This is a genomic window from Novosphingobium sp. KN65.2 (assembly GCF_001368935.1).
GTDB classification, from domain to species: domain Bacteria; phylum Pseudomonadota; class Alphaproteobacteria; order Sphingomonadales; family Sphingomonadaceae; genus Novosphingobium; species Novosphingobium mathurense.
Genome location: NZ_CCBH010000160.1, coordinates 144,204 through 162,887, shown reverse-complemented (window position 1 = coordinate 162,887; position 18,684 = coordinate 144,204). Strand labels below are relative to the sequence as shown.

17 protein-coding genes are annotated in these 18,684 nt (G+C 65.6%); 8 read left to right on the top strand and 9 right to left on the bottom strand.

The features are described from left to right. Positions 1-70: 70 nt before the first annotated feature. Positions 71-1,537 carry a L,D-transpeptidase family protein gene (locus tag SPHV1_RS14130; protein ID WP_054946661.1) on the bottom strand — a complete coding sequence of 489 codons (1,467 nt, stop codon included), beginning with the start codon at positions 1,535-1,537 and terminating at the stop codon, positions 71-73. A gap of 172 nt (positions 1,538-1,709) precedes the next feature. On the opposite strand from SPHV1_RS14130, the gene SPHV1_RS14125 reads away from it, so the two are divergent. The 3 genes from SPHV1_RS14125 (at position 1,710) to SPHV1_RS25475 (ending at position 6,343) form a co-directional block, all read left to right on the top strand. Continuing rightward, positions 1,710-2,600 (top strand): DMT family transporter, encoded by an 891-nt coding sequence (locus tag SPHV1_RS14125; RefSeq protein ID WP_054946693.1) that lies wholly within the window; start codon positions 1,710-1,712, stop codon positions 2,598-2,600. Between the two features lie 149 nt (positions 2,601-2,749). After that, positions 2,750-5,422, top strand: coding sequence for an aconitate hydratase AcnA (acnA, locus tag SPHV1_RS14120; protein ID WP_054946660.1), 2,673 nt, complete (start codon positions 2,750-2,752; stop codon positions 5,420-5,422). Positions 5,423-5,629: 207 nt separating this feature from the next. Next, complete coding sequence (locus tag SPHV1_RS25475; protein WP_054946659.1) at positions 5,630-6,343, top strand: hypothetical protein; 714 nt, start codon at positions 5,630-5,632, stop codon at positions 6,341-6,343. 494 nt (positions 6,344-6,837) lie between these two features. Here SPHV1_RS25475 and ruvB read toward each other — a convergent pair whose 3' ends face one another. Both ruvB and ruvA read right to left on the bottom strand, forming a co-directional pair. Further along, positions 6,838-7,875 (bottom strand): Holliday junction branch migration DNA helicase RuvB, encoded by a 1,038-nt coding sequence (gene ruvB, locus SPHV1_RS14110; RefSeq protein WP_054946658.1) that lies wholly within the window; start codon positions 7,873-7,875, stop codon positions 6,838-6,840. A 70-nt stretch (positions 7,876-7,945) separates the two neighbouring features. Continuing rightward, complete coding sequence (gene ruvA, locus SPHV1_RS14105; RefSeq protein ID WP_054946657.1) at positions 7,946-8,554, bottom strand: Holliday junction branch migration protein RuvA; 609 nt, start codon at positions 8,552-8,554, stop codon at positions 7,946-7,948. A 109-nt stretch (positions 8,555-8,663) separates the two neighbouring features. Here ruvA and SPHV1_RS14100 point away from each other — a divergent pair, with 109 nt between their 5' ends. Further along, on the top strand, positions 8,664-10,175 hold the full coding sequence (locus tag SPHV1_RS14100) for a hypothetical protein (protein ID WP_054946656.1): 1,512 nt from the start codon (positions 8,664-8,666) through the stop codon (positions 10,173-10,175). 21 nt (positions 10,176-10,196) lie between these two features. On the opposite strand, the gene ruvC is transcribed toward SPHV1_RS14100, so the two are convergent. The 5 genes from ruvC to SPHV1_RS14075 form a co-directional block, all read right to left on the bottom strand. Further along, positions 10,197-10,673 carry a crossover junction endodeoxyribonuclease RuvC gene (ruvC, locus tag SPHV1_RS14095; protein ID WP_054946655.1) on the bottom strand — a complete coding sequence of 159 codons (477 nt, stop codon included), beginning with the start codon at positions 10,671-10,673 and terminating at the stop codon, positions 10,197-10,199. A gap of 61 nt (positions 10,674-10,734) precedes the next feature. Beyond that, positions 10,735-11,478, bottom strand: coding sequence for a YebC/PmpR family DNA-binding transcriptional regulator (locus tag SPHV1_RS14090; protein WP_054946654.1), 744 nt, complete (start codon positions 11,476-11,478; stop codon positions 10,735-10,737). Between the two features lie 108 nt (positions 11,479-11,586). Next, the gene (locus tag SPHV1_RS14085; RefSeq protein WP_054946653.1) at positions 11,587-11,904 is read right to left on the bottom strand and encodes a heavy metal-binding domain-containing protein; all 318 of its coding nucleotides are present in this window, start codon (positions 11,902-11,904) and stop codon (positions 11,587-11,589) included. 110 nt (positions 11,905-12,014) lie between these two features. Beyond that, entirely contained in the window at positions 12,015-12,251 is a 237-nt protein-coding gene (locus SPHV1_RS14080) for a DUF2312 domain-containing protein (RefSeq protein WP_007012906.1), read from the bottom strand. Positions 12,252-12,399: 148 nt separating this feature from the next. Then, on the bottom strand, positions 12,400-12,711 hold the full coding sequence (locus SPHV1_RS14075) for a DUF1244 domain-containing protein (RefSeq protein WP_054946652.1): 312 nt from the start codon (positions 12,709-12,711) through the stop codon (positions 12,400-12,402). A 77-nt stretch (positions 12,712-12,788) separates the two neighbouring features. On the opposite strand from SPHV1_RS14075, the gene pyk reads away from it, so the two are divergent. Further along, on the top strand, positions 12,789-14,270 hold the full coding sequence (gene pyk, locus SPHV1_RS14070) for a pyruvate kinase (RefSeq protein ID WP_054946651.1): 1,482 nt from the start codon (positions 12,789-12,791) through the stop codon (positions 14,268-14,270). Positions 14,271-14,283: 13 nt separating this feature from the next. After that, positions 14,284-14,913, top strand: coding sequence for a LysE family translocator (locus SPHV1_RS14065; protein ID WP_054946650.1), 630 nt, complete (start codon positions 14,284-14,286; stop codon positions 14,911-14,913). Positions 14,914-14,951: 38 nt separating this feature from the next. Here the strand turns inward: SPHV1_RS14065 and SPHV1_RS14060 are convergent, their stop codons facing one another. Continuing rightward, entirely contained in the window at positions 14,952-15,617 is a 666-nt protein-coding gene (locus SPHV1_RS14060; RefSeq protein ID WP_054946649.1) for a YggS family pyridoxal phosphate-dependent enzyme, read from the bottom strand. Here SPHV1_RS14060 and SPHV1_RS14055 point away from each other — a divergent pair. Both SPHV1_RS14055 and SPHV1_RS14050 read left to right on the top strand, forming a co-directional pair. Beyond that, a complete protein-coding gene (locus SPHV1_RS14055; RefSeq protein WP_054946648.1) occupies positions 15,616-16,221 on the top strand; it encodes a thiamine phosphate synthase in 606 nt (201 codons plus the stop codon). The genes SPHV1_RS14060 and SPHV1_RS14055 overlap by 2 nt on opposite strands. A 53-nt stretch (positions 16,222-16,274) precedes the next feature. After that, complete coding sequence (locus tag SPHV1_RS14050) at positions 16,275-18,662, top strand: DNA translocase FtsK (RefSeq protein ID WP_054946647.1); 2,388 nt, start codon at positions 16,275-16,277, stop codon at positions 18,660-18,662. Positions 18,663-18,684: the final 22 nt, after the last annotated feature.

The window sequence follows — 18,684 nt, the reverse complement described above, 5'->3', positions numbered from 1 at the left end:
CAAGCGTCGCCCCGGATCGGGTCCGGGGTGACGGCACCGCTATGTCTTACAGCATGTTACGAGGATCCGCTCAGAGCGGGTTGTCGAGCTCGATGATCTCTTCGTCGCTGGTCCGCTGGTTGGTCTTGAGCTGGCGCGCCTGGGTGAAGCTGTCGAGCACCGGCTTGTCGCGGCCGTAGATGTCGTTGAACTGCTTGAGTTCCCCGTCGATCGAGCGGGCGATGGTGAAGTAGGTCAGGTACACCGGGAAGGTCCGGGTCATCTCGACCTTGGTATATTCACCCGAGCGCGAAATATCGGCCGCTTCGGCTGCCGGCATCTTGGCGCCGAGGATGGCCATGGTCATGCCCAGCTCCACCGCACGTTCGGTGCGGATACAGCCGTGACTGAAGGCGCGCACGTCCTCGTCGAAGTACTGCTTGGCAGGCGTGTCGTGCAGGTAGATCGCGTGCGGGTTGGGCATGTCGATCTTCATCAGGCCCAGCGAGTTGTTCGGCCCCGGCTGCTGGACGACGTAAATCGTCCCATCGGCGGCCTTGGTGGCCTTGTAGCCCGCCGCCTTCGCCCAGCGCGGGTTGTTCAGCACCTTCTGGCCCAGGCCTTCGCCCTGCACGATCGACTGCGGCACCGTCCAGGTCGGGTTGAAGACCACCGCAGAGACCGTCTCGGCCAACTGCGGCGTCGCCGTGCGGCCCGGCTTGCCGACGACCGTGCGATAAGTACGGATGATCTTGTTCTTGACCGTCAGGCGCAGCTGGAACTCGGGCACGTTGGTAAGCAGGTAGACATCGCCAAGATCGCGGGCGAGCCAGCGCCAACGGTCCATGTTGGCGCGGATGAGCGCGCGCTTGGCCTTGTTCGCCATCGGCGTTGCCGCCAGTTCAGCCTTGAGCGCAGCATAGTCGGGCACCGTGGGCGCCAGCTTGTCGACAACGCCCGGGACATCATGATCGGACAGGGCCTGCGCCATGATCTGCACGGTCGGCATGTTGTCCTGGTCGGGATCGACCGCGAACCACTGCACCCGCGCATCCATCGGCGTGCGACCGTCGCGCAGGTCCTCGATCAGCCAGGCGAAGACCTTGCTCGCCAGGGCATCGAGCGCATCGCTCTCGCCGCCGGCAATGGCGGCCTTGAGCGCCGCAGGCTGGTAGTCCGCCGGAAGCAGGCCTTCCTTGCCGATATATTCGATGGTCGACAGCAGCGCCTTGGCGTCGGCCAACGACCACGACATGACCGGCTCGGCCAGGAGGATCGGTTGCACGACCGATTCCGGAGCCGTGCCCGGCGCACCCTGCAAGGGCTGCTGGCTCGCCGGTTTGACCGGGGACTGCATCGGGATCGTCGCCGGAGCTGGCGATGCGGCCGGGGCCTTCGTTGCCGTCGCGGCAGGCGCGGATCTGCCCGTTGCCGGCTTGGGCAGGATGTCCTCGGGCATCTCGGTCTTGATGCGCTGTGCAAGGACTGGCTGGGCCGTCAGGCTTGCCGCCATCGCTGTCGAAAGCGCCGTAAAGCCGAACCGCTTGAAACTCATCATATACTTCGTTACCTGCCCGAAACTCTAAAAAACCAAGGAACTGCCGCAAGGGACTGTCCACGAGGCGCTTGCGGCCCCGATTTGCCCCCTCATAGCCTACTCTTCAAGAATTTGTCCTGAGCCTGCGATGAATTGCTTGCGCACAAGTGAACCCGGCTCGACAGGAATGGCGATGCAAGCGAATTCGATCAAGCCGGTATCCACCTTGCTGCCTGTCCTGTCTGTCTGCATGGGAATTGTGGCGTTCAGCGCCATGGATGCGGCAATGAAAGGGGCCTCGATCGCGATCGGCGTCTTCAGCGCGTTACTCTTCCGCTATCTTATCGGCACCGTACTCACTTTCCCGATCTGGTTTTGCGCCGGGCGTCCGCTGCCGGACCGGAGCGTCCTGATCGTCCACGTGCAGCGTGCCGCTATCGTGACCGCGATGGCCGCACTGTTCTTCTACGGCGTCGTTCGGGTCCCATTGGCGGAGGCGGTCGCGCTTTCGTTCATCGCTCCGATCGTCGCGCTTTACTTTGCCTCACTTTTGCTTGGCGAAATCATTCGCCCGCGCGCCATCGTGGCCGCGGCGATGGGCATTGTCGGCGTTCTCGTTATCGGAGCAGGTCGCTTGGGAACCGGCACCTACTCCTCCCAGGCCATCGAAGGAGTCGCTGCGACCCTCGGCTCGGCCATGTTCTACGCCCTGAACCTTGTGTTTCAGCGGAAGCAGGCACTGGTCGCTGGCCCGGTTGAAATCGCCATGTTCCAGAACCTCATCGTCGCATTGATATTGCTAACTTTTTCCCCCTGGCTGACTGTCATGCCCGATGCTGCCAGCCTGCATCTGACGCTGGTGGGAGCTGTCCTCGCGACCATGGCGATCCTGTTCCTGTCCTGGGGCTATGCCCGCGCAGAAGCGCAGGTGCTGTTGCCGATCGAGTACACCGCCTTTCTCTGGGCCGCCCTGTTCGGTTGGCTGCAGTTCGGAGAAGAGGTCGGCATAACGACGGTGCTCGGCGCAGTTCTCATCGTCATCGGCTGTCTGATCGGCGCCAGAAACGCGAAAACTGGCCTTTAGTAGCAGGTTGCCCCCTCTTGACCTGAGACCCTCGAGCGCGCATCCGCAGGGCAACGAGTCCGCTTGTCGCACTGCAGCACGGCCCGCGATTCCCTCTGGGCCGCCCGATCAGGGAGGCAAGCTCCATAACCAAGGGGAAATTGCCTACCATGACCCAAGTCGGACAGGATACGCTCGGTACCCGCAGCAAAATGACCGTCGGCGGCAAGCAGGTCGCCTTCTACTCGCTCAAGAAAGCGTCCGAGAAGATCGGCGACGTTTCGCGCCTGCCCTTCTCGATGAAGGTCCTTCTCGAGAACCTGCTGCGCTTCGAGGACGGCGGCTTCACCGTCTCGACCGATGATATCCAGGCGATTGCCGACTGGCAGAAGAACCCCGTGACCGGCGAGGAAATCCAGTACCGCCCGGCCCGCGTGCTCCTGCAGGACTTCACCGGCGTTCCCTGCGTCGTCGACCTTGCCGCGATGCGCGACGCGATCGCCACGCTGGGCGGCGACACCTCCAAGATCAATCCGCAGGTTCCCGTGAACCTCGTAATCGACCACTCGGTCATGGTCGACGAGTTCGGCCACCCCAAGGCGTTCGAGCAGAACGTCGAGATCGAATACCACCGCAACATGGAACGCTACGACTTCCTCAAGTGGGGTTCCAAGTCGCTCTCCAACTTCTACGCGGTCCCCCCCGGCACCGGCATCTGCCACCAGGTGAACCTGGAAAACATCGCCCGGTCCGTGTGGACCAGCGAAGACCAGAACGGTGAAACGGTCGCCTATTTCGACACCTGCGTCGGCACCGACAGCCACACCACCATGGTCAACGGCCTGGGCGTGCTGGGCTGGGGCGTCGGCGGCATCGAAGCCGAAGCCGCGATGCTCGGCCAGCCGGTTTCCATGCTCATCCCCGAAGTCGTGGGCTTCAAGTTCACCGGCCAGCTGAAGGAAGGTGTCACCGCCACCGACCTCGTGCTGACCTGCACCAACATGCTGCGCAAGCATGGCGTGGTCGGCAAGTTCGTCGAATACTACGGCGAGGGCCTCGCCTCGCTGAGCCTTGCCGACCGTGCGACGCTCGCCAACATGGCCCCGGAATACGGCGCGACCTGCGGCCTCTTCGGCATCGACGACAAGACCATCGACTATCTGCGCCTCACCGGCCGCGAGGAAGAGCAGATCGCTCTCGTCGAAGCCTATACCAAGGAGCAGGGTTTCTGGATGGAGCCGGGTGCGCCCGAGCCGATCTTCTCCTCGACTCTCGAACTTGACCTCTCGACCGTCGTGCCCTCGCTTGCCGGCCCGAAGCGTCCGCAGGACAAGGTGATCCTCACCGAGGTCGACGACGTGTTCAACAAGGACATGGCCGAAACCTACAAGAAGGAGCGCCAGAGCGTTCCGGTCGAAGGCAAGGACTTCTCGATCACCGACGGCGACGTCATGATCGCCGCCATCACCAGCTGCACCAACACCTCGAACCCGAGCGTGCTGATTGCCGCCGGCCTCGTTGCCAAGAAGGCCGACGAGCTGGGCCTGAAGCCCAAGCCCTGGGTCAAGACCTCGCTGGCTCCGGGCTCGCAGGTCGTCACCGACTACCTCAACAAGGCCGGTCTGCAGAAGCACCTCGACAACATCGGCTTCAACCTCGTCGGCTACGGCTGCACCACCTGCATCGGCAATTCCGGCCCACTGGCCGAGCCGATCAGCAAGGCGATCAACGAGAACGGCCTTGTCGCTTCGGCGGTCATCTCGGGCAACCGCAACTTCGAGGGTCGTGTCAGCCCCGACGTGCGCGCCAACTTCCTCGCCTCGCCGCCGCTGGTCGTTGCCTATGCGCTGAAGGGCACCGTGGTCGAAGACTTCACCACCACCCCGATCGGTCAGGGCAAGGATGGCCAGGACGTGTTCCTCAAGGACATCTGGCCGACCAACCTCGAAGTAGCCGAAACCATGGCCGCCTGCGTCGACCGTTCGATGTTCCAGGCCCGCTACGCCGATGTCTACAAGGGCGACGAGCACTGGCAGGCGATCAACGTCGTCGGCTCGGAAACCTACAACTGGCGCGCCGGATCGACCTATGTCGCCAACCCGCCGTACTTCGAGGGCATGGAAATGACCCCGGCGCCGATCAGCGACATCATCGAAGCCAAGCCGCTGCTCATTCTCGGCGATTCGGTCACCACCGACCACATCTCGCCGGCCGGCTCGATCAAGGCCGACAGCCCCGCGGGCCAGTGGCTGATGGAGCACCAGGTCGCCAAGGCCGACTTCAACTCCTACGGCTCGCGCCGTGGCCACCATGAAGTGATGATGCGCGGCACCTTCGCCAACATCCGCATCCGCAACGAGATGGTCCCGGGCACCGAAGGCGGCATCTCGCGCTTCGGCGAAGAGGTGATGCCGGTCTACGACGTCGCCATGAAGTACAAGGAGCAGGGCACCCCGCTGGTGGTCGTCGCCGGTAAGGAATACGGCACCGGCTCCTCGCGCGACTGGGCGGCCAAGGGCACCAACCTGCTGGGCGTTCGCGCCGTCATCGTCGAGAGCTTCGAGCGCATCCACCGCTCGAACCTGGTCGGCATGGGCGTGCTGCCGCTGCAGTTCAAGGACGGCGACACCCGCCAGAGCCTCGGCCTGACTGGCGACGATGCCTTCACCATCAAGGGCGTCGCCACCCTCAAGCCGCGTCAGGACGTCGAAGTCGAAGTGACGCGTCCGGACGGCTCGACCTTCACCTTCACCGCGCTGTGCCGCATCGATACCGCCAACGAAGTGGAATATTTCAACAACGGCGGCATCCTGCAGTACGTGCTGCGTAAGCTGGCGGCCTGATCGCCCCAGCCCGACAGGTAGAGAAAAAGCCCCGTCCTGCACCGCGCAGGGCGGGGTTTTTCATGGGGCGCCTGCCAAACAAAAAGGGCGGCACCGAAGTGCCGCCCTTCCCCCTTGGAACGGGCTTGTGCCGGGTATCAGCCTTCCGACTTGCCCCTTGAGAGGCGTCGTCGGCCGACGACTGTCGCGGCAGCCGCTCCGAACAGAATGAGCATCGGCGGGGCCGGAACCTCGTGCCCGCCCGAACTGGTGCTGGTCGAACCTCCGGAGGACGAGGAACTGCTCGAAGAAGATGAGCTGCTGCTCGAGGACGAGGACGAACTGGAAGAGGACGAGGAACTGCTGCTCGACGAGGAAGAGGAACTGCTGGACCCGCCGCTGGAAGTCGTACCGCCCGACGAACTCGACGAAGAGGACGATGAGGAACTCGACGAAGAAGAGGACGAGGAACTGGAACTGCTGGTCACACCACCGGTGCTGGTCGAAACGTTGCCGGAAGTCGACGACACGTTGCCGGAGGTCGACGACACATTCCCCGAAGTGCTGCTGACGTTGCCGGAGCTGGTCGAGGTCGTCGATGTGACGCCACCCGTGGTCGAGGTCACGCCGCCCGTGGTCGATGTCACACCGCCGCTCGAACTGGACGTCGAGGTCGAGCCGCCCGTAGTCGTAGATGTCAGGCCACCGGTGGAAGTCGAGGTGGAGCCCCCCGTGGTCGTCAGTCCGCCCGTCGAAGTCGAGGTCGAGCCGCCGCTGGTCGTGGAACTGATCACGACGTTTCCGCCGCCGCCACCGCCGCCGCCACCGAAGAAGCCGCCGAAGAAGCCGCCGCCGAAACCGCCCATGGGACCGCCGCCGATCACGACCGGCACGCCGCCACCGCTACCGCCGACCGGCGGTTGGGGGGCTGGCGGGATATAGGGCGGGGGCAGCGGCACCATGGCCACTTCGGGCTGTTCGCAGCAAGTCCGCTTGATGATCTTGCGCACGCGCTTGGTTTCGCGCGGGAGTTCCCTCTTCGCCACCCGCTTGACCGGCTTGGGCTGAGCGACCTTGGCCTGCTTGACCTTGCGGTACTGCACCTCCTTCGAGGGCGTTTCCGCCACGTGGACGGCGCCGCCACCGATGATGGCGCAGCCTGCCGCGCAGGCAGACAATTTCGCAAGGGCCATCCGAACCGACATAAGCGATGCTCTCTTTGTTCCGTCTGGGCATTGCGGCCGCCTGAATGGCTAACCGACCAGTCCATCTGGCACAGAGAACACGCAGAATGCTTAACGCCACAACGGCATTAACCGTGAATCGGGCGTCCCGAACCGGGAAACACGGTTAATTAATCATCAAACCCAAAGGCCTGTACCGAAACGGGACTGCCGGAAGGCAGGTTTGTAAACGTCCCCGACGCTTTTTCGAGCCTAGTCAGTGGATTGGTCCGAATCGAAAAGGCCACCCTGCGGCCCGGCCGGCGGCGTCAGCCCCAGGTGCTTCCAGCCCAGATCGTTGAGGCAACGGCCACGCGCCGTGCGGGCGACGAGCCCGAGCTGGATCAGGTAGGGCTCGATCACTTCCTCGATCGTATCGCGCGGTTCCGACAGACCCGCGGCCAACGTTTCCACGCCGACCGGCCCGCCCTTGTAGATGTCGGCAATCATGTGAAGGTAGCGCCGATCCTGCGCATCGAGGCCGATCGAATCGACTTCGAGCCGGGTCAGCGCGTCGTCGGCGATGGCCCGGGTGATCACGTCGCTTCCCGCGACATGCGCAAAGTCGCGCACCCGGCGCATCAGCCGCCCGGCCACGCGCGGCGTTCCACGCGAACGACGGGCGATCTCGGTCGCCCCGCCCTTGTCCATGCCGATGCCAAGCAACCCCGCGCCGCGCGTGACGACGTGTTCCAGTTCGGGCACGGTGTAGAACTGCAGGCGAACGGGAATGCCGAAACGGTCGCGCAAGGGCGTCTGCAGCAGGCCCTGCCGGGTGGTCGCACCGATCAGGGTGAAGGGCGGCAGGTCGATGCGCACCGAGCGCGCAGACGGCCCTTCGCCGATGATGAGATCGAGCGCACGATCCTCCATCGCCGGATAGAGCACTTCCTCGACCACCGGGTTGAGGCGGTGAATCTCGTCGATGAACAGGACGTCGCCCTGTTCAAGATTGGTCAGCAGCGCGGCGAGGTCGCCCGCCTTGGCGATGACCGGGCCGGAAGTGGCGCGAAAGCCCACGCCCAGTTCGCGCGCGACGATCTGCGCCAAGGTGGTCTTGCCCAGACCCGGAGGGCCAAAGAAGAGCACGTGATCCATCGCCTCGCGCCGCGACTTGGCGGACTCGATGAAGATGCGCAGGTTGTCCTTGGCGCCCGCCTGCCCGACGAACTCCTCAAGCGTCTTGGGCCGCAGCGCCGCATCCGCGTCTTCGGCCTGGCGGGAGGAGGAAAGAATGGGATTGTCGGTCATGCCGTGGTCGCTTGGGGAAGAATGGACCCTGAGACAAGTTCAGGGTGATGTGCTGAGGTAAGGTTATGCTTCACCCCGCCGCCCTCTTGAGGGCCACGCGGACGATGGCGTTGAGGTCGGCATCCTCGCCCAGCTCGCCCATCGCGTGGGCTACCGCGGCGCTGGCGATGGCGGGCTTGAAGCCCAGGTTCTGCAATGCGGATACCGCATCGGCGCTGACCGATCCTGCAGGCATCGCAGACGCCGCCAGGCCCGGAGAGCCCGGCGCGCTCGGCATGCCGCCGGCCTTTTCCTTCAACTCGTTGACGATCCGGCTTGCCAGCTTCGGGCCAACGCCATTGGCGCGCGCGACCATCGCGGCGTCGCCACCGGCGCAGGCGCGCTGGAGTTCCTCGGTGTTGAGCGCCGAGAGGATCGCAAGCGCCACCTTCGAGCCAACGCCCTGCACGGCCGTCAGCAGGCGGAACCAGTTGCGCTCCGCCGCGCTGGCAAAGCCGATGAGGCGCTGGTCGGTTTCGGAAACCTGCATTTCGGTATGGACGACCACCTTGTCGCCGCGAATGCCCAGATGCTCCAGCGTACGGGCCGAGCAGTGGACGAGGTAACCCACCCCGTTGACGTCGATGATCGCCCAGTCCGGGCCGGTATCGTCGAGCAGACCTGTAAGCTTGGCGATCATGGTTTGTTCCTATGGCACAAGGGCGAGTCGCGCGGCAAGGACAAAGGCGCAAGAGCCGTGGATCACCGCAGAAGCAATCCGGTGACAAGCCCGCCGGCGAGGACTAAGCATGGCCGCGATGGGGCAAGATCGGGCTGACCGGACATCGGCGCAGGAGCGGTGGAAGCGCGCGTCTTCGGGCTGGAAGCTGCTCGTCGTCCTCACCGCAATCGCCGCGCTGGCCCTGCGGGTGCGCGAATTCTCTCTTTACGACATCGCTTATTCGGATGAGCTGCTCCAGTATCTCGAGCAGGCCAACCGCTTCGTCACCGGACACGGCGTGATCCCCTGGGAATGGCGCGTGGGCCTGCGCAATGCGCTGATCCCGCAAGCGCTGGCCCTGCCGGTCTGGCTCGGCCATGCGCTTGGGCCCGGCACCATGCTGCCCGTGGCGCTTGCCCGCACGGCGTTCCTGGCCCTGAACCTGCTGGTCCTGCCCGCGGCCTTTCGCCTTGGCGCCCTGCACTCGCGCGCCGCCGCGCTGGTGGCGCTCTTCGCAGCGTCGGTCTGGTGGGAGAGCGTGCTGTTCAGCGAGTTGATGCTGGCCGAGAGCCTGGGCGCCGCACTCATGCTGCCGGGCGCGGCTTTGCTCCTCGATCCACGCGCCTCGCGCCGCGCGCTCATGCTCGCCGGGATCCTGCTGGGCCTCGCCGTGCTGGTACGCATGCAATACGCGGTCTTCGCGGCCGTACTGGCGCTGAGCGTCCTGCGCATGGACCGCGCGCGCTGGGTACCGGTCGCGCTCGGCGGCCTCGTCGCGCTGCTGATCGGCGCGGCAAGCGACCTTGCTGCCGGGTTGCCGCCTTTCGGCTGGGTCGTGGTCGGCATTTCGAAGAACATCGGCGAAGGCATCGCCGCGCGCTTCGGCACTTTACCGCCGCTGGCCTATGTCGGGATGCTCCAGCGGCATCTCTGGCCGGTCTTTGCCCCGGTACTGGTGGGCGCGGCGCTGGCCGGCCCGCGCTATCGCCCGCTCATGCTCGCAGCACTGGCCAACCTGATCGCGCACAGCCTGATCGGCCACAAGGAATACCGATTCGTCTGGCTGACGACGCTGACCCTCGTCATCCTGTCCGCCATCGCCCTCGTGCGCCTTGCAGACTGGCTGGCGAATCGGCGCGGACAGGAACCCGGGAACTTGCGCAGCGCCGCCATTCTGTGCGGTGCCATTGCCCTGCTGTCTGCCTTTTCCGCCACCATGACCGGCGGGGCGAGCGCATGGCGCGGAGGCGGCGCGATTCCCCGCCTGGCCGGATTGGCGGCGCAGGACTCCAAGGTCTGCGGCATTGCCGTGGCCTATGAGTTCAAGAGCCACGTCGTGCCCTCACTGCTGCCCCGCCGCGTACCGCTGATGCTGGCGCCCGAAGGTGTCCTGTCCGGCAACCGGCCGCTCTCTCCGGGGCTTGCTGCGGCGGCTGACGCGCTGGTGCTCAACTCGGATACGCCGCTGCCACAGGGATACGAACGCCGCGCCTGCCTCCCGCTCGCAGGGGACAGCCCCTGCCTCTTCGTGCGGGCAGGCTCTTGCACGGGCGATGTTCGAGACAGCTACCAGCAGGCGATTGCCCGGAACGGCTTGTAAGGACCGGCTTACCGTTAGCCCTCAGCGGTGGCTGCCGAGCATATTTGCGTGCGTGATCGCCACGGCGAGAGCGTCGGAGGCGTCCTCTCCGGCCAGCTTCACCCCGGGCAGCAGCACCTTGAGCATGGCCTGGATCTGCGACTTCTCAGCCCCGCCGGTGCCGACCAGCGCCTTCTTGACGACCTTGGTCGAATATTCGGCCACCGGCATCCCGGCGCGTGCCAGCGAGAGCATGGCGACGCCGCGCGCCTGACCGAGCTTGAGCGTGGACTGCGGGTTCACGTTGACGAAGACTTCCTCCACCGCACCCGCATCGGGCCGGTGGTGGAGGATCACGTCGGTCAGGGCCGCGTCGAGTTCGACGAGCCGGTCGGCCATTGCCGCCTTGGCATCGGTGCGGATCTGCCCGTTGGCGACGTGGCTGAGCCGACTGCCCGACTTGGCGACGATGCCCCAGCCGGTGCAGGTCAGGCCGGGATCGAGGCCGATGATGATCATTATGCGGGACCGGCAGGGATCGGGCTTGCGGGCGGAACGCCAAGATCCGCCCGGCGCAAGATCATCCCAGCTGTTCCATGACCTCGTCCGAGATCTCGTAGTTGCCCCAGACGGTCTGGACGTCGTCGTCGTCGTCCAGCGTGTCCACCAGCTTGAGCAGGGTCGAGGCGGTGTCGGCATCGACATCGACCTTGATGTTCGGCTTCCACGCCAGCTTGACGCCTTCGGCCTCGCCGAGCGCCTTTTCCAGCTCGCGGGCGACTTCGTGCAGGTCTTCCACCGCGGTCCAGACCGAGTGGCTGTCCTCGTCGCTTTCCACGTCCTGCGCGCCGGCCTCGATCGCGGCTTCGAGGACCTTGTCCTCATCGCCCACGGAGCCGGGGTACTCGATCAGGCCGAGGCGTTCGAAGCCGTGCGAAACCGCGCCGCTCGCACCGAGGTTGCCGCCGTTCTTGGAGAAGGCGGTGCGCACGTTGGTGGCGGTGCGGTTGCGGTTGTCGGTCAGCGCCTCGACGATGAGCGCGACGCCGCCGGGGCCGTAACCCTCGTAGCGCACTTCCTCGTAGTTCTCGGCATCGCCCTTGCTCGCCTTGTCGATCGCACGCTGGATGTTGTCCTTGGGCATCGACTGCGCCTTGGCCGCGTTGACGGCTGCGCGCAGGCGCGGGTTCATGTCCGGATCGGGCATGCCCATCTTGGCCGCGACGGTGATTTCGCGCGAAAGCTTGGAGAACATCGCCGAGCGCTTTTTGTCCTGCGCGCCCTTGCGATGCATGATGTTCTTGAACTTGGAATGGCCTGCCATGGGTCCGCCCGTGATTTCGTTATGGATCGCCGGGAACCGGTTCCCGGCTGGTAAGATCGCGCGCCCTTACAACAGGCGCATGGCCTAGGGCAACCGCCCCCGACGACCTCAGACGACGACGGCCGTGCCCGAACAGCTGACCATCAGCATCGACCCGCTCTGCCCGATCACCTCGTAGTCGAGGTCGACGCCGACGACGGCATTGCCGCCCAGCTTCGCCGCTTCCGCTTCCATTTCCGCAAGGGCTTCCTTGCGGGCACGCTGCAGTACCTGCTCGTACTTGCCCGAACGCCCACCGACGATGTCGGTGATCGAGGCGAAGATATCGCGGAAGATGTTGGCGCCGACGATCACCTCGCCGGTGACGATACCCAGGTAATGCTGGACCGGGCGACCTTCGACGGCGGGGGTGGTAGTGACGATCATTCGGCTCTCTCCTCGGCGCGTTGCTCGTGGCGCATGCCTAGCGCAAGCCGGGGCCGAGGTCAGCCTCGATCGTCACTGTCCCGCAGCGCGGCGACTGCCGCGCAAGCCGATCAGTCGATGCCGAGCGCGGCCTTGTAGGTGTCGAGAATCATGTCCATTTCGCGGCGGTCGTCGGGCTTCATCTTCCGCAGGCGCACGATCTGGCGCATGATCTTGACGTCGTAGCCCACGGCCTTGGCCTCGTTGTAGACGTCGCGGATATCGTCCGAGATGCCCTTCTTTTCCTCTTCGAGGCGCTCGACGCGCTCGATCAGCAGGCGCAGGCGATCGTCGGTGGTTTCGGCCATGGGATGTCAGCTCCGGAAACTGGGATGGTGAATCGATTGGTCGGGGCTGATAGCCGCAGCCGGAGATTCGGGCAAAGCCGGACCTGTGGAAATTGCAGGCGCGGAAAAAGCCCGCGCGCGACCGGACTGCCGCACGCGGGGCCAGCGATCAGTGCGATCCGCCGTTCTTCTTCAGGCTTTCCTCCATCCGGGCAAGCTGTTCGGACGTCGCCTCGGTCTGGTACTTGTCCTTCCATTCGGCAAAAGGCATGCCATGGATCAGGGCGCGGGCCTCGGCCTTGTCGCCTTCGAAGCCGGCATCGCGAATCCAGTCGGCCAGGCAATTGCGGCAAAAGCCGGCAAGGCCCATCAAATCAATGTTTTGCGCGTCATGGCGCTGCCGGAGATGACGCACCAGCCGACGGAAGGCAGCGGCCGCGATTGCGTCGTCAAGATCTGCGATTTCGTATTCTTCGGTCATATCCCTGCCATTCGTCCTTGGTTTGTAACCTGCCCTTTGCCATATGACCCGGCAACTTCGAAAGAGGCAGAAACGACTTGGCCAATCTCCCCAACCGTCGATCCCCCCATCACCGTGGCATCAAGCGCGCGCGCAAGGTCAAGATCCTGGCAACGCTCGGCCCCGCCAGCCGTGACAAGGAGACCATCGCCAAGCTGCTGAGAGCCGGCGCCGACGCCTTCCGCGTCAACATGAGCCACGGCGATCACGAAACCCACCGCGAAACCATCGCCAATATCCGCGCGGTCGAAAAGGACCTGATGCGCCCGGTCGCCGTGCTGTGCGACCTGCAGGGGCCGAAACTGCGCGTCGGCCAGTTCGAAGGCGGCAAGGCGTTTATCCGCCACGGTGCGCATTTCACGCTCGACCGCAATCCCGAACCGGGCAACGACGACCGCGTCTGCCTGCCGCATCCGGAACTGTTCGGCCTGCTCCAGAAGGGCCAGCGCCTGCTGATCGATGACGGCAAACTTCGCCTCGTCGTCATTCGTGCCGAACCCGACGCGATCCTGTGCAGCGCCGAAGTCGGCGGCCCGATCTCCGACCGCAAGGGCGTGAACATTCCCGACGCGATCGTGCCGGTCCCGGCGCTGACCGAGAAGGACCGTCGCGACCTGGCCTTCGCCGTCCAGGAAGGCGCGGACTGGATCGGCCTCTCCTTCGTCCAGCGCCCCGAGGACGTTGCCGAAGCGCGGCGCCTGATGGGCGGCCACGGCGCGCTGATGGCCAAGATCGAAAAGCCCGCCGCGGTCGAGAGCCTGAACGAGATCATCGAGCTGTCGGACGGCATCATGGTCGCGCGCGGCGACCTGGGCGTCGAACTGAATCCCGAAGAAGTGCCGCCGATCCAGAAGCGCATAATCGAGATGACACGCGGACACGGCAAGCCGGTCGTCGTCGCCACCCAGATGCTGGAATCGATGATCACCAGCCCCTCGCCGACCCGCGCGGAAGTCTCCGACGTCGCCAATGCGGTCTACGATGGCGCCGACGCGGTCATGCTCTCGGCAGAGACCGCTGCGGGCCAGTGGCCCGTAGAGGCCGTGACGATCATGGACCGCATTGCTTCGCAGGTCGAAGGAGATTCGACCTACAACGCGCGCGTCCACCTTGCGCAGACGCCGCCCGACGCGACGACGGCCGACGCGCTTTCGGCTTCGTGCGCGACCATCGCCGACACGCTGCCAATCGAGGGAATCATCGTCTTCACCGGTTCGGGCGGCTCGGCGCGCCGCGTGGCCCGCGAACGTCCGGCCGCGCCGATGCTGGTGCTCACGCCCTCGCAGAAGACGGCCCGTCGCCTTGCCCTGCTCTGGGGCGCGCATACGGTCTCGACACGGGACATCGGCAGCTTCGAGGAGATGATCGCCAAGGGCAAGCGCATGGCCCTGCGCCATGGCTTCGGTGCCGGCGGCTCGCGGCTTGTCACGCTGGCGGGCGTTCCATTCGGCGTTCCGGGCTCGACCAACCTGCTGCATGTCGTGACCCTCACCGGCAACGAACTCGACACGCCGAAGTAAGCTGGACACACCTGTGGCGCTTCATACGCTTTGGATCTTTGCGGTCGCGGTCTTCCTCCTGAGCGCGACCCCGGGACCGAACATGCTCCATGTCCTCTCGCGCAGCGTGGAGCTGGGCGTGAAGCGCACCGTGGCGACGATGGCCGGCTGCCTGCTCGGCCTCGTCACCCTGCTGGCCGCTTCGGCGGTCGGACTGGGCGCCCTGCTCCACGCTCTGCCGGGCGTCTTCACTACGCTTCGCATCGCCGGCGCGGGTTACCTCCTGTTCCTGGCGGTCAAGGCCTGGCGTGCGCCGGTTCGCGAGGACGAGGCCGAAACGCCGGACCTGCGCCCCGAAATCTCTGGGCTGGCGCTGTTCCGCGGCGGCTATGCGATCTCGATCAGCAATCCCAAGGCGATCGTCTTCGCCGCTGCCTTCCTGCCGCAGTTCATCGACCCGGCCCGCCCGCAAGTGCCGCAGTTCGCCATCCTCGTCGGCGTCTTCGCGGTGATCGAGGCGTTCTGGTATTCGGTCTATGCCGGAAGCGGGCGCGCACTCTCGCGCCACCTGAACCGCGCTGGCGTGAGACGCGCATTCAACCGGCTGACCGGCGGACTGTTCGCCGGCTTCGGCCTCTCGCTGCTGGCCTTCCGCGCCGCCTGATGCATCCCCTCCCCCACGAGGAGGAGGGATTCACCGGTTCAACCGCGCGCGCCGAACAGGGCGCTGCCCACGCGTACATGCGTCGCGCCGAGCATCACCGCCGTCTCGAAATCGTCGCTCATGCCCATGCTGAGCCGGTCCAGCCCGTTCTCGGCGGCGATCTTGGCAAGCAGCGCGAAGAAGGGTGCCGCCTCGATGCCGAGAGGCGGCACGCACATCAGGCCGACCACCGGGATCTGCGCCTCGCGCGCCGAGGCCAGCAACGCGGGGACATCGGCAATCGCACAACCACCCTTCTGCTCTTCCTCACCGATGTTTACCTGCACGAAGCAGGGGACCTGCCGACCGAACTTGGCCATCGCCTTGCCCAGCGCCGACACCAGCGAGGGTCGATCCAGCGAATGGATGCAGTCGAACAGCTGCACGGCGTCTTCCGCCTTGTTCGACTGAAGCTGCCCGACGAGATGGAGCTGCAACCCTTCATAGCGCTCGCGCAGTGCGGGCCACTTGGCCTGTGCTTCCTGCACCTTGTTCTCGCCGAATACGCGCTGCCCCTCCTCGATCAGCGGGACGATCCGCTCGGCCGGGTGGGTCTTGGATATGGCGATGAGCTCGACGGCCTCGGGCTTGCGGTGCGCAATCTTCGCGGCTTGCGCGATCTTCGCCCGGACGGTCTGCAGGGGAGTAAGGTCTGGTTGATCCATGGGCCGCTGCTATAGCGATTGCGTGCCGATCCGCTACCCGCCTCTTGCTATGAACCTGCCCGACCTATGGCTGATCAGCGACGAACGCATCGACGCGCAGTTGCCGCACGCGCTTGCACGGCTGCCGCGCGGATCGGGCTTCATCTTCCGCCATTATCGCCTGCCCCCTGCCCGGCGCCGCGCGCGCTTCGAACAGCTGGCGCGCATCGCCAGGAAGCATGGTCATCTCGTCGTGCTGTCCGGTACGCCGCGCGAAGCCAGGCGATGGCGGGCCGCCGGGGCCTACGGAGCCCCGCAAAGGCTCGCGGGCGGCCCCACCGGATTGCGCCTCGCGACCGTTCATTCTCTGCGCGAACTGGCGCAGGCGAACCGCACGCGCGCCGATGCCGTGCTGCTTTCGCCGGTCTTCCCGACCCGCTCGCATCCCGGCGCGCCCCACCTCGGTCTGGTGCGTTTTCGCCTCATGGCGGCCCGCTCATGCATGCCGGTCATCGCCCTGGGCGGAATGAACGCCTATCGGGCACGCTCTGCCCGGATCAGGAAATGGGCAGCGATTCAGGGGCTTGCAAAATCGCCCACAAAGTCGTTCCCGATCCATTCTTGACGGCGAGTCCCGCCAAAGCGCATTATCACGACCTGTAATCAGGGGAATTCCGAATGGCCACACGGCCCATGGCGCCCGGGCGGCGCATCGCCAAGCCGGACTGGCGCGCAGTCCTGAAGCGCAGCCTGCGCCGCGCAACCGAACTGAGCGGTGCCGTGGTCCTGTTCGCGGCCATGACGTTCCTCGCGCTCGCCCTGCTGAGCTATCACCAGACCGACCCTTCCGCCTCGACTGCCGCAGGCGGCGACGTGCAGAACTGGATGGGGGCTGCCGGCGCCTGGGTGGCCGAGCGCGCGCTGTTCTTCTTCGGCCCGGTTGCGGCGCTGTTCGTGCCCCTGCTCTATGTCTTCGCCCGCAAGCTGTGGCTGCTGGTCGAGGAAGACGACAACGAGATCGAGCATTCCAACCAGCGCTGGTGGCGTCCCGTGGGGATGCTGGCCTTCGCGATGGTCCTGGTGGCGACGGTCCTGTCGCTGTGGATCGACGAACCGGGCGGTACCCTGCCCGCGTCCTGGGGCGGAATCACCGGCCTGCTCGGCGCCAAGGCGATCAGCGCCATCGCCGGGTTCACCCCCGAAGCCGTGGGCGGATGGATCAAGCTTGCCCTTGCGCTGGTCTTCCTCGCCGGGGGTATCGCGCTGATCGGCAAGGTCTTCGCCATCGACTGGGTGCGCCTGCTGACCCTGCCCGGCCGTATCGGCCAGGTTCGCGACGCCCTGCCCAAGCCTGCGAAACGCACCGCCGCGCGCGAAACGTCGGACGAGGGCGAAGTGGAAACCGCGAAGCCGGAAGCCCCGGCCCCGCGTGTCGCCGCCCCGGCCCCGCTCAACGAACCGGCCCGCAAGGCCCCGCAGATCGTCGACCCGACGACGCCCGCGCGCCCGGCGCAGCTGGGCACCGGCAGCCAGCAGAAGGACCTGTTCGACCAGTACCAGCTGCCGCCGCTCGACATCCTCGCCGATCCGCCCGCCAATTCCGGCCAGAAGATCGACAAGCTCAGCCTCGAGCGCAACGCGCGCCTACTGGAAACCGTGCTCGACGACTTCAACGTCAAGGGCGAGATCACCGCCGTGCGCACCGGCCCGGTCGTCACCATGTACGAACTGGAACCGGCCCCGGGCATCAAGGCCAGCCGCGTGATCGGCCTGGCTGACGACATCGCCCGCAACATGTCGGCGATCTCGGCGCGCGTCTCCTCGATCCCGGGCCGCACGGTCATGGGCATCGAACTTCCCAACGCCGACCGCCAGATGGTGTCCTTCAAGGAAATGGTCGGCTCGGAAAACTTCGCCCACCACAAGGGCATGCTGCCGATCATCCTGGGCAAGGACATCGCCGGCGAACCCGTCGTCGCCGATCTTGCCACGATGCCTCACCTGCTCGTCGCCGGTACCACCGGCTCGGGCAAGTCGGTCGGCCTCAACTGCATCCTGCTCTCGCTGCTCTACCGGATGACCCCGGCGCAGTGCCGCCTGATCCTCGTCGACCCCAAGGTCCTCGAACTCAAGAGCTACGACGACATTCCGCACCTGCTCTCGCCGGTGGTCACCGAACCGCCCAAGGCCGTGCGCGCGCTCAAGTGGGCGGTCGAGGAAATGGAGCGCCGCTATCGCCAGATGAGCGAGATTTCGGTGCGCAACCTCGCCAGCTTCAACGAGAAGGTCCGCGCCGCCGCGGCCAAGGGCAAGCCGCTGGGCCGCCGCGTCCAGATCGGCTTCGATCCCGAAACCGGCGAGGAACTCTACGAGGAAAACCAGCTCGATTACGAAGTGCTGCCGCAGATCGTCCTGATCGTCGACGAGCTGGCCGACCTCATGGTCACCGTCGGCAAGGAAATCGAAGTGCTCATCCAGCGCCTCTCGCAAAAGAGCCGCGCGGCGGGCATCCACCTGATCATGGCCACGCAGCGCCCCTCGGTCGACGTCATCACCGGCGTCATCAAGGCCAACCTGCCGACGCGTATCTCGTTTGCCGTGACCAGTCGCATCGACAGCCGCACGATCCTTGGCGAACAGGGCGCCGAACAGCTGCTGGGCAAGGGCGACATGCTCTACAAGCCCAACACCGACCCGATCAAACGCGTCCACGGCCCCTTCGTATCGGACGAGGAAGTCGAACACGTCGCCAACTTCTGGCGCACGCAGGGCAAGCCGGAGTACATCGACGCTGTCACCGAAGAGCCCGAGGAAGGCAGCTTCGGCTTCGACGATCTCAACGCCACCGCCTCGGACAATCCCGAGGAGCGCAAGTACCTGCAGGTCTGCCAGCTGGTGTTCGAGAACCAGAAGGTCTCGGTCTCGTGGCTGCAGCGCCAGATGGGCGTGGGGTACAACACCGCGGCCAAGTGGGTGGAGCGCATGGAAAACGACGGCTATGTCGGCCCGGCCAACCACGTCGGCCGCCGCGACATCTATCGCGACGAAAACGGCAACCCGCTGTAAGCTTGCGCTTCTCCTGCAACCC

Coding starts and splice junctions, on each gene's coding strand:
- SPHV1_RS14130 (WP_054946661.1), bottom strand. CDS start 1,537: ATGATGAGTTTCAAGCGGTTCGGCTTTACGGCGCTTTCGACAGCGATG.
- SPHV1_RS14125 (WP_054946693.1), top strand. CDS start 1,710: ATGCAAGCGAATTCGATCAAGCCGGTATCCACCTTGCTGCCTGTCCTG.
- acnA (WP_054946660.1), top strand. CDS start 2,750: ATGACCCAAGTCGGACAGGATACGCTCGGTACCCGCAGCAAAATGACC.
- SPHV1_RS25475 (WP_054946659.1), top strand. CDS start 5,630: ATGAGCATCGGCGGGGCCGGAACCTCGTGCCCGCCCGAACTGGTGCTG.
- ruvB (WP_054946658.1), bottom strand. CDS start 7,875: ATGACCGACAATCCCATTCTTTCCTCCTCCCGCCAGGCCGAAGACGCG.
- ruvA (WP_054946657.1), bottom strand. CDS start 8,554: ATGATCGCCAAGCTTACAGGTCTGCTCGACGATACCGGCCCGGACTGG.
- SPHV1_RS14100 (WP_054946656.1), top strand. CDS start 8,664: ATGGCCGCGATGGGGCAAGATCGGGCTGACCGGACATCGGCGCAGGAG.
- ruvC (WP_054946655.1), bottom strand. CDS start 10,673: ATGATCATCATCGGCCTCGATCCCGGCCTGACCTGCACCGGCTGGGGC.
- SPHV1_RS14090 (WP_054946654.1), bottom strand. CDS start 11,478: ATGGCAGGCCATTCCAAGTTCAAGAACATCATGCATCGCAAGGGCGCG.
- SPHV1_RS14085 (WP_054946653.1), bottom strand. CDS start 11,904: ATGATCGTCACTACCACCCCCGCCGTCGAAGGTCGCCCGGTCCAGCAT.
- SPHV1_RS14080 (WP_007012906.1), bottom strand. CDS start 12,251: ATGGCCGAAACCACCGACGATCGCCTGCGCCTGCTGATCGAGCGCGTC.
- SPHV1_RS14075 (WP_054946652.1), bottom strand. CDS start 12,711: ATGACCGAAGAATACGAAATCGCAGATCTTGACGACGCAATCGCGGCC.
- SPHV1_RS14055 (WP_054946648.1), top strand. CDS start 15,616: ATGGGCCGCTGCTATAGCGATTGCGTGCCGATCCGCTACCCGCCTCTT.
- SPHV1_RS14060 (WP_054946649.1), bottom strand. CDS start 15,617: ATGGATCAACCAGACCTTACTCCCCTGCAGACCGTCCGGGCGAAGATC.
- SPHV1_RS14050 (WP_054946647.1), top strand. CDS start 16,275: ATGGCCACACGGCCCATGGCGCCCGGGCGGCGCATCGCCAAGCCGGAC.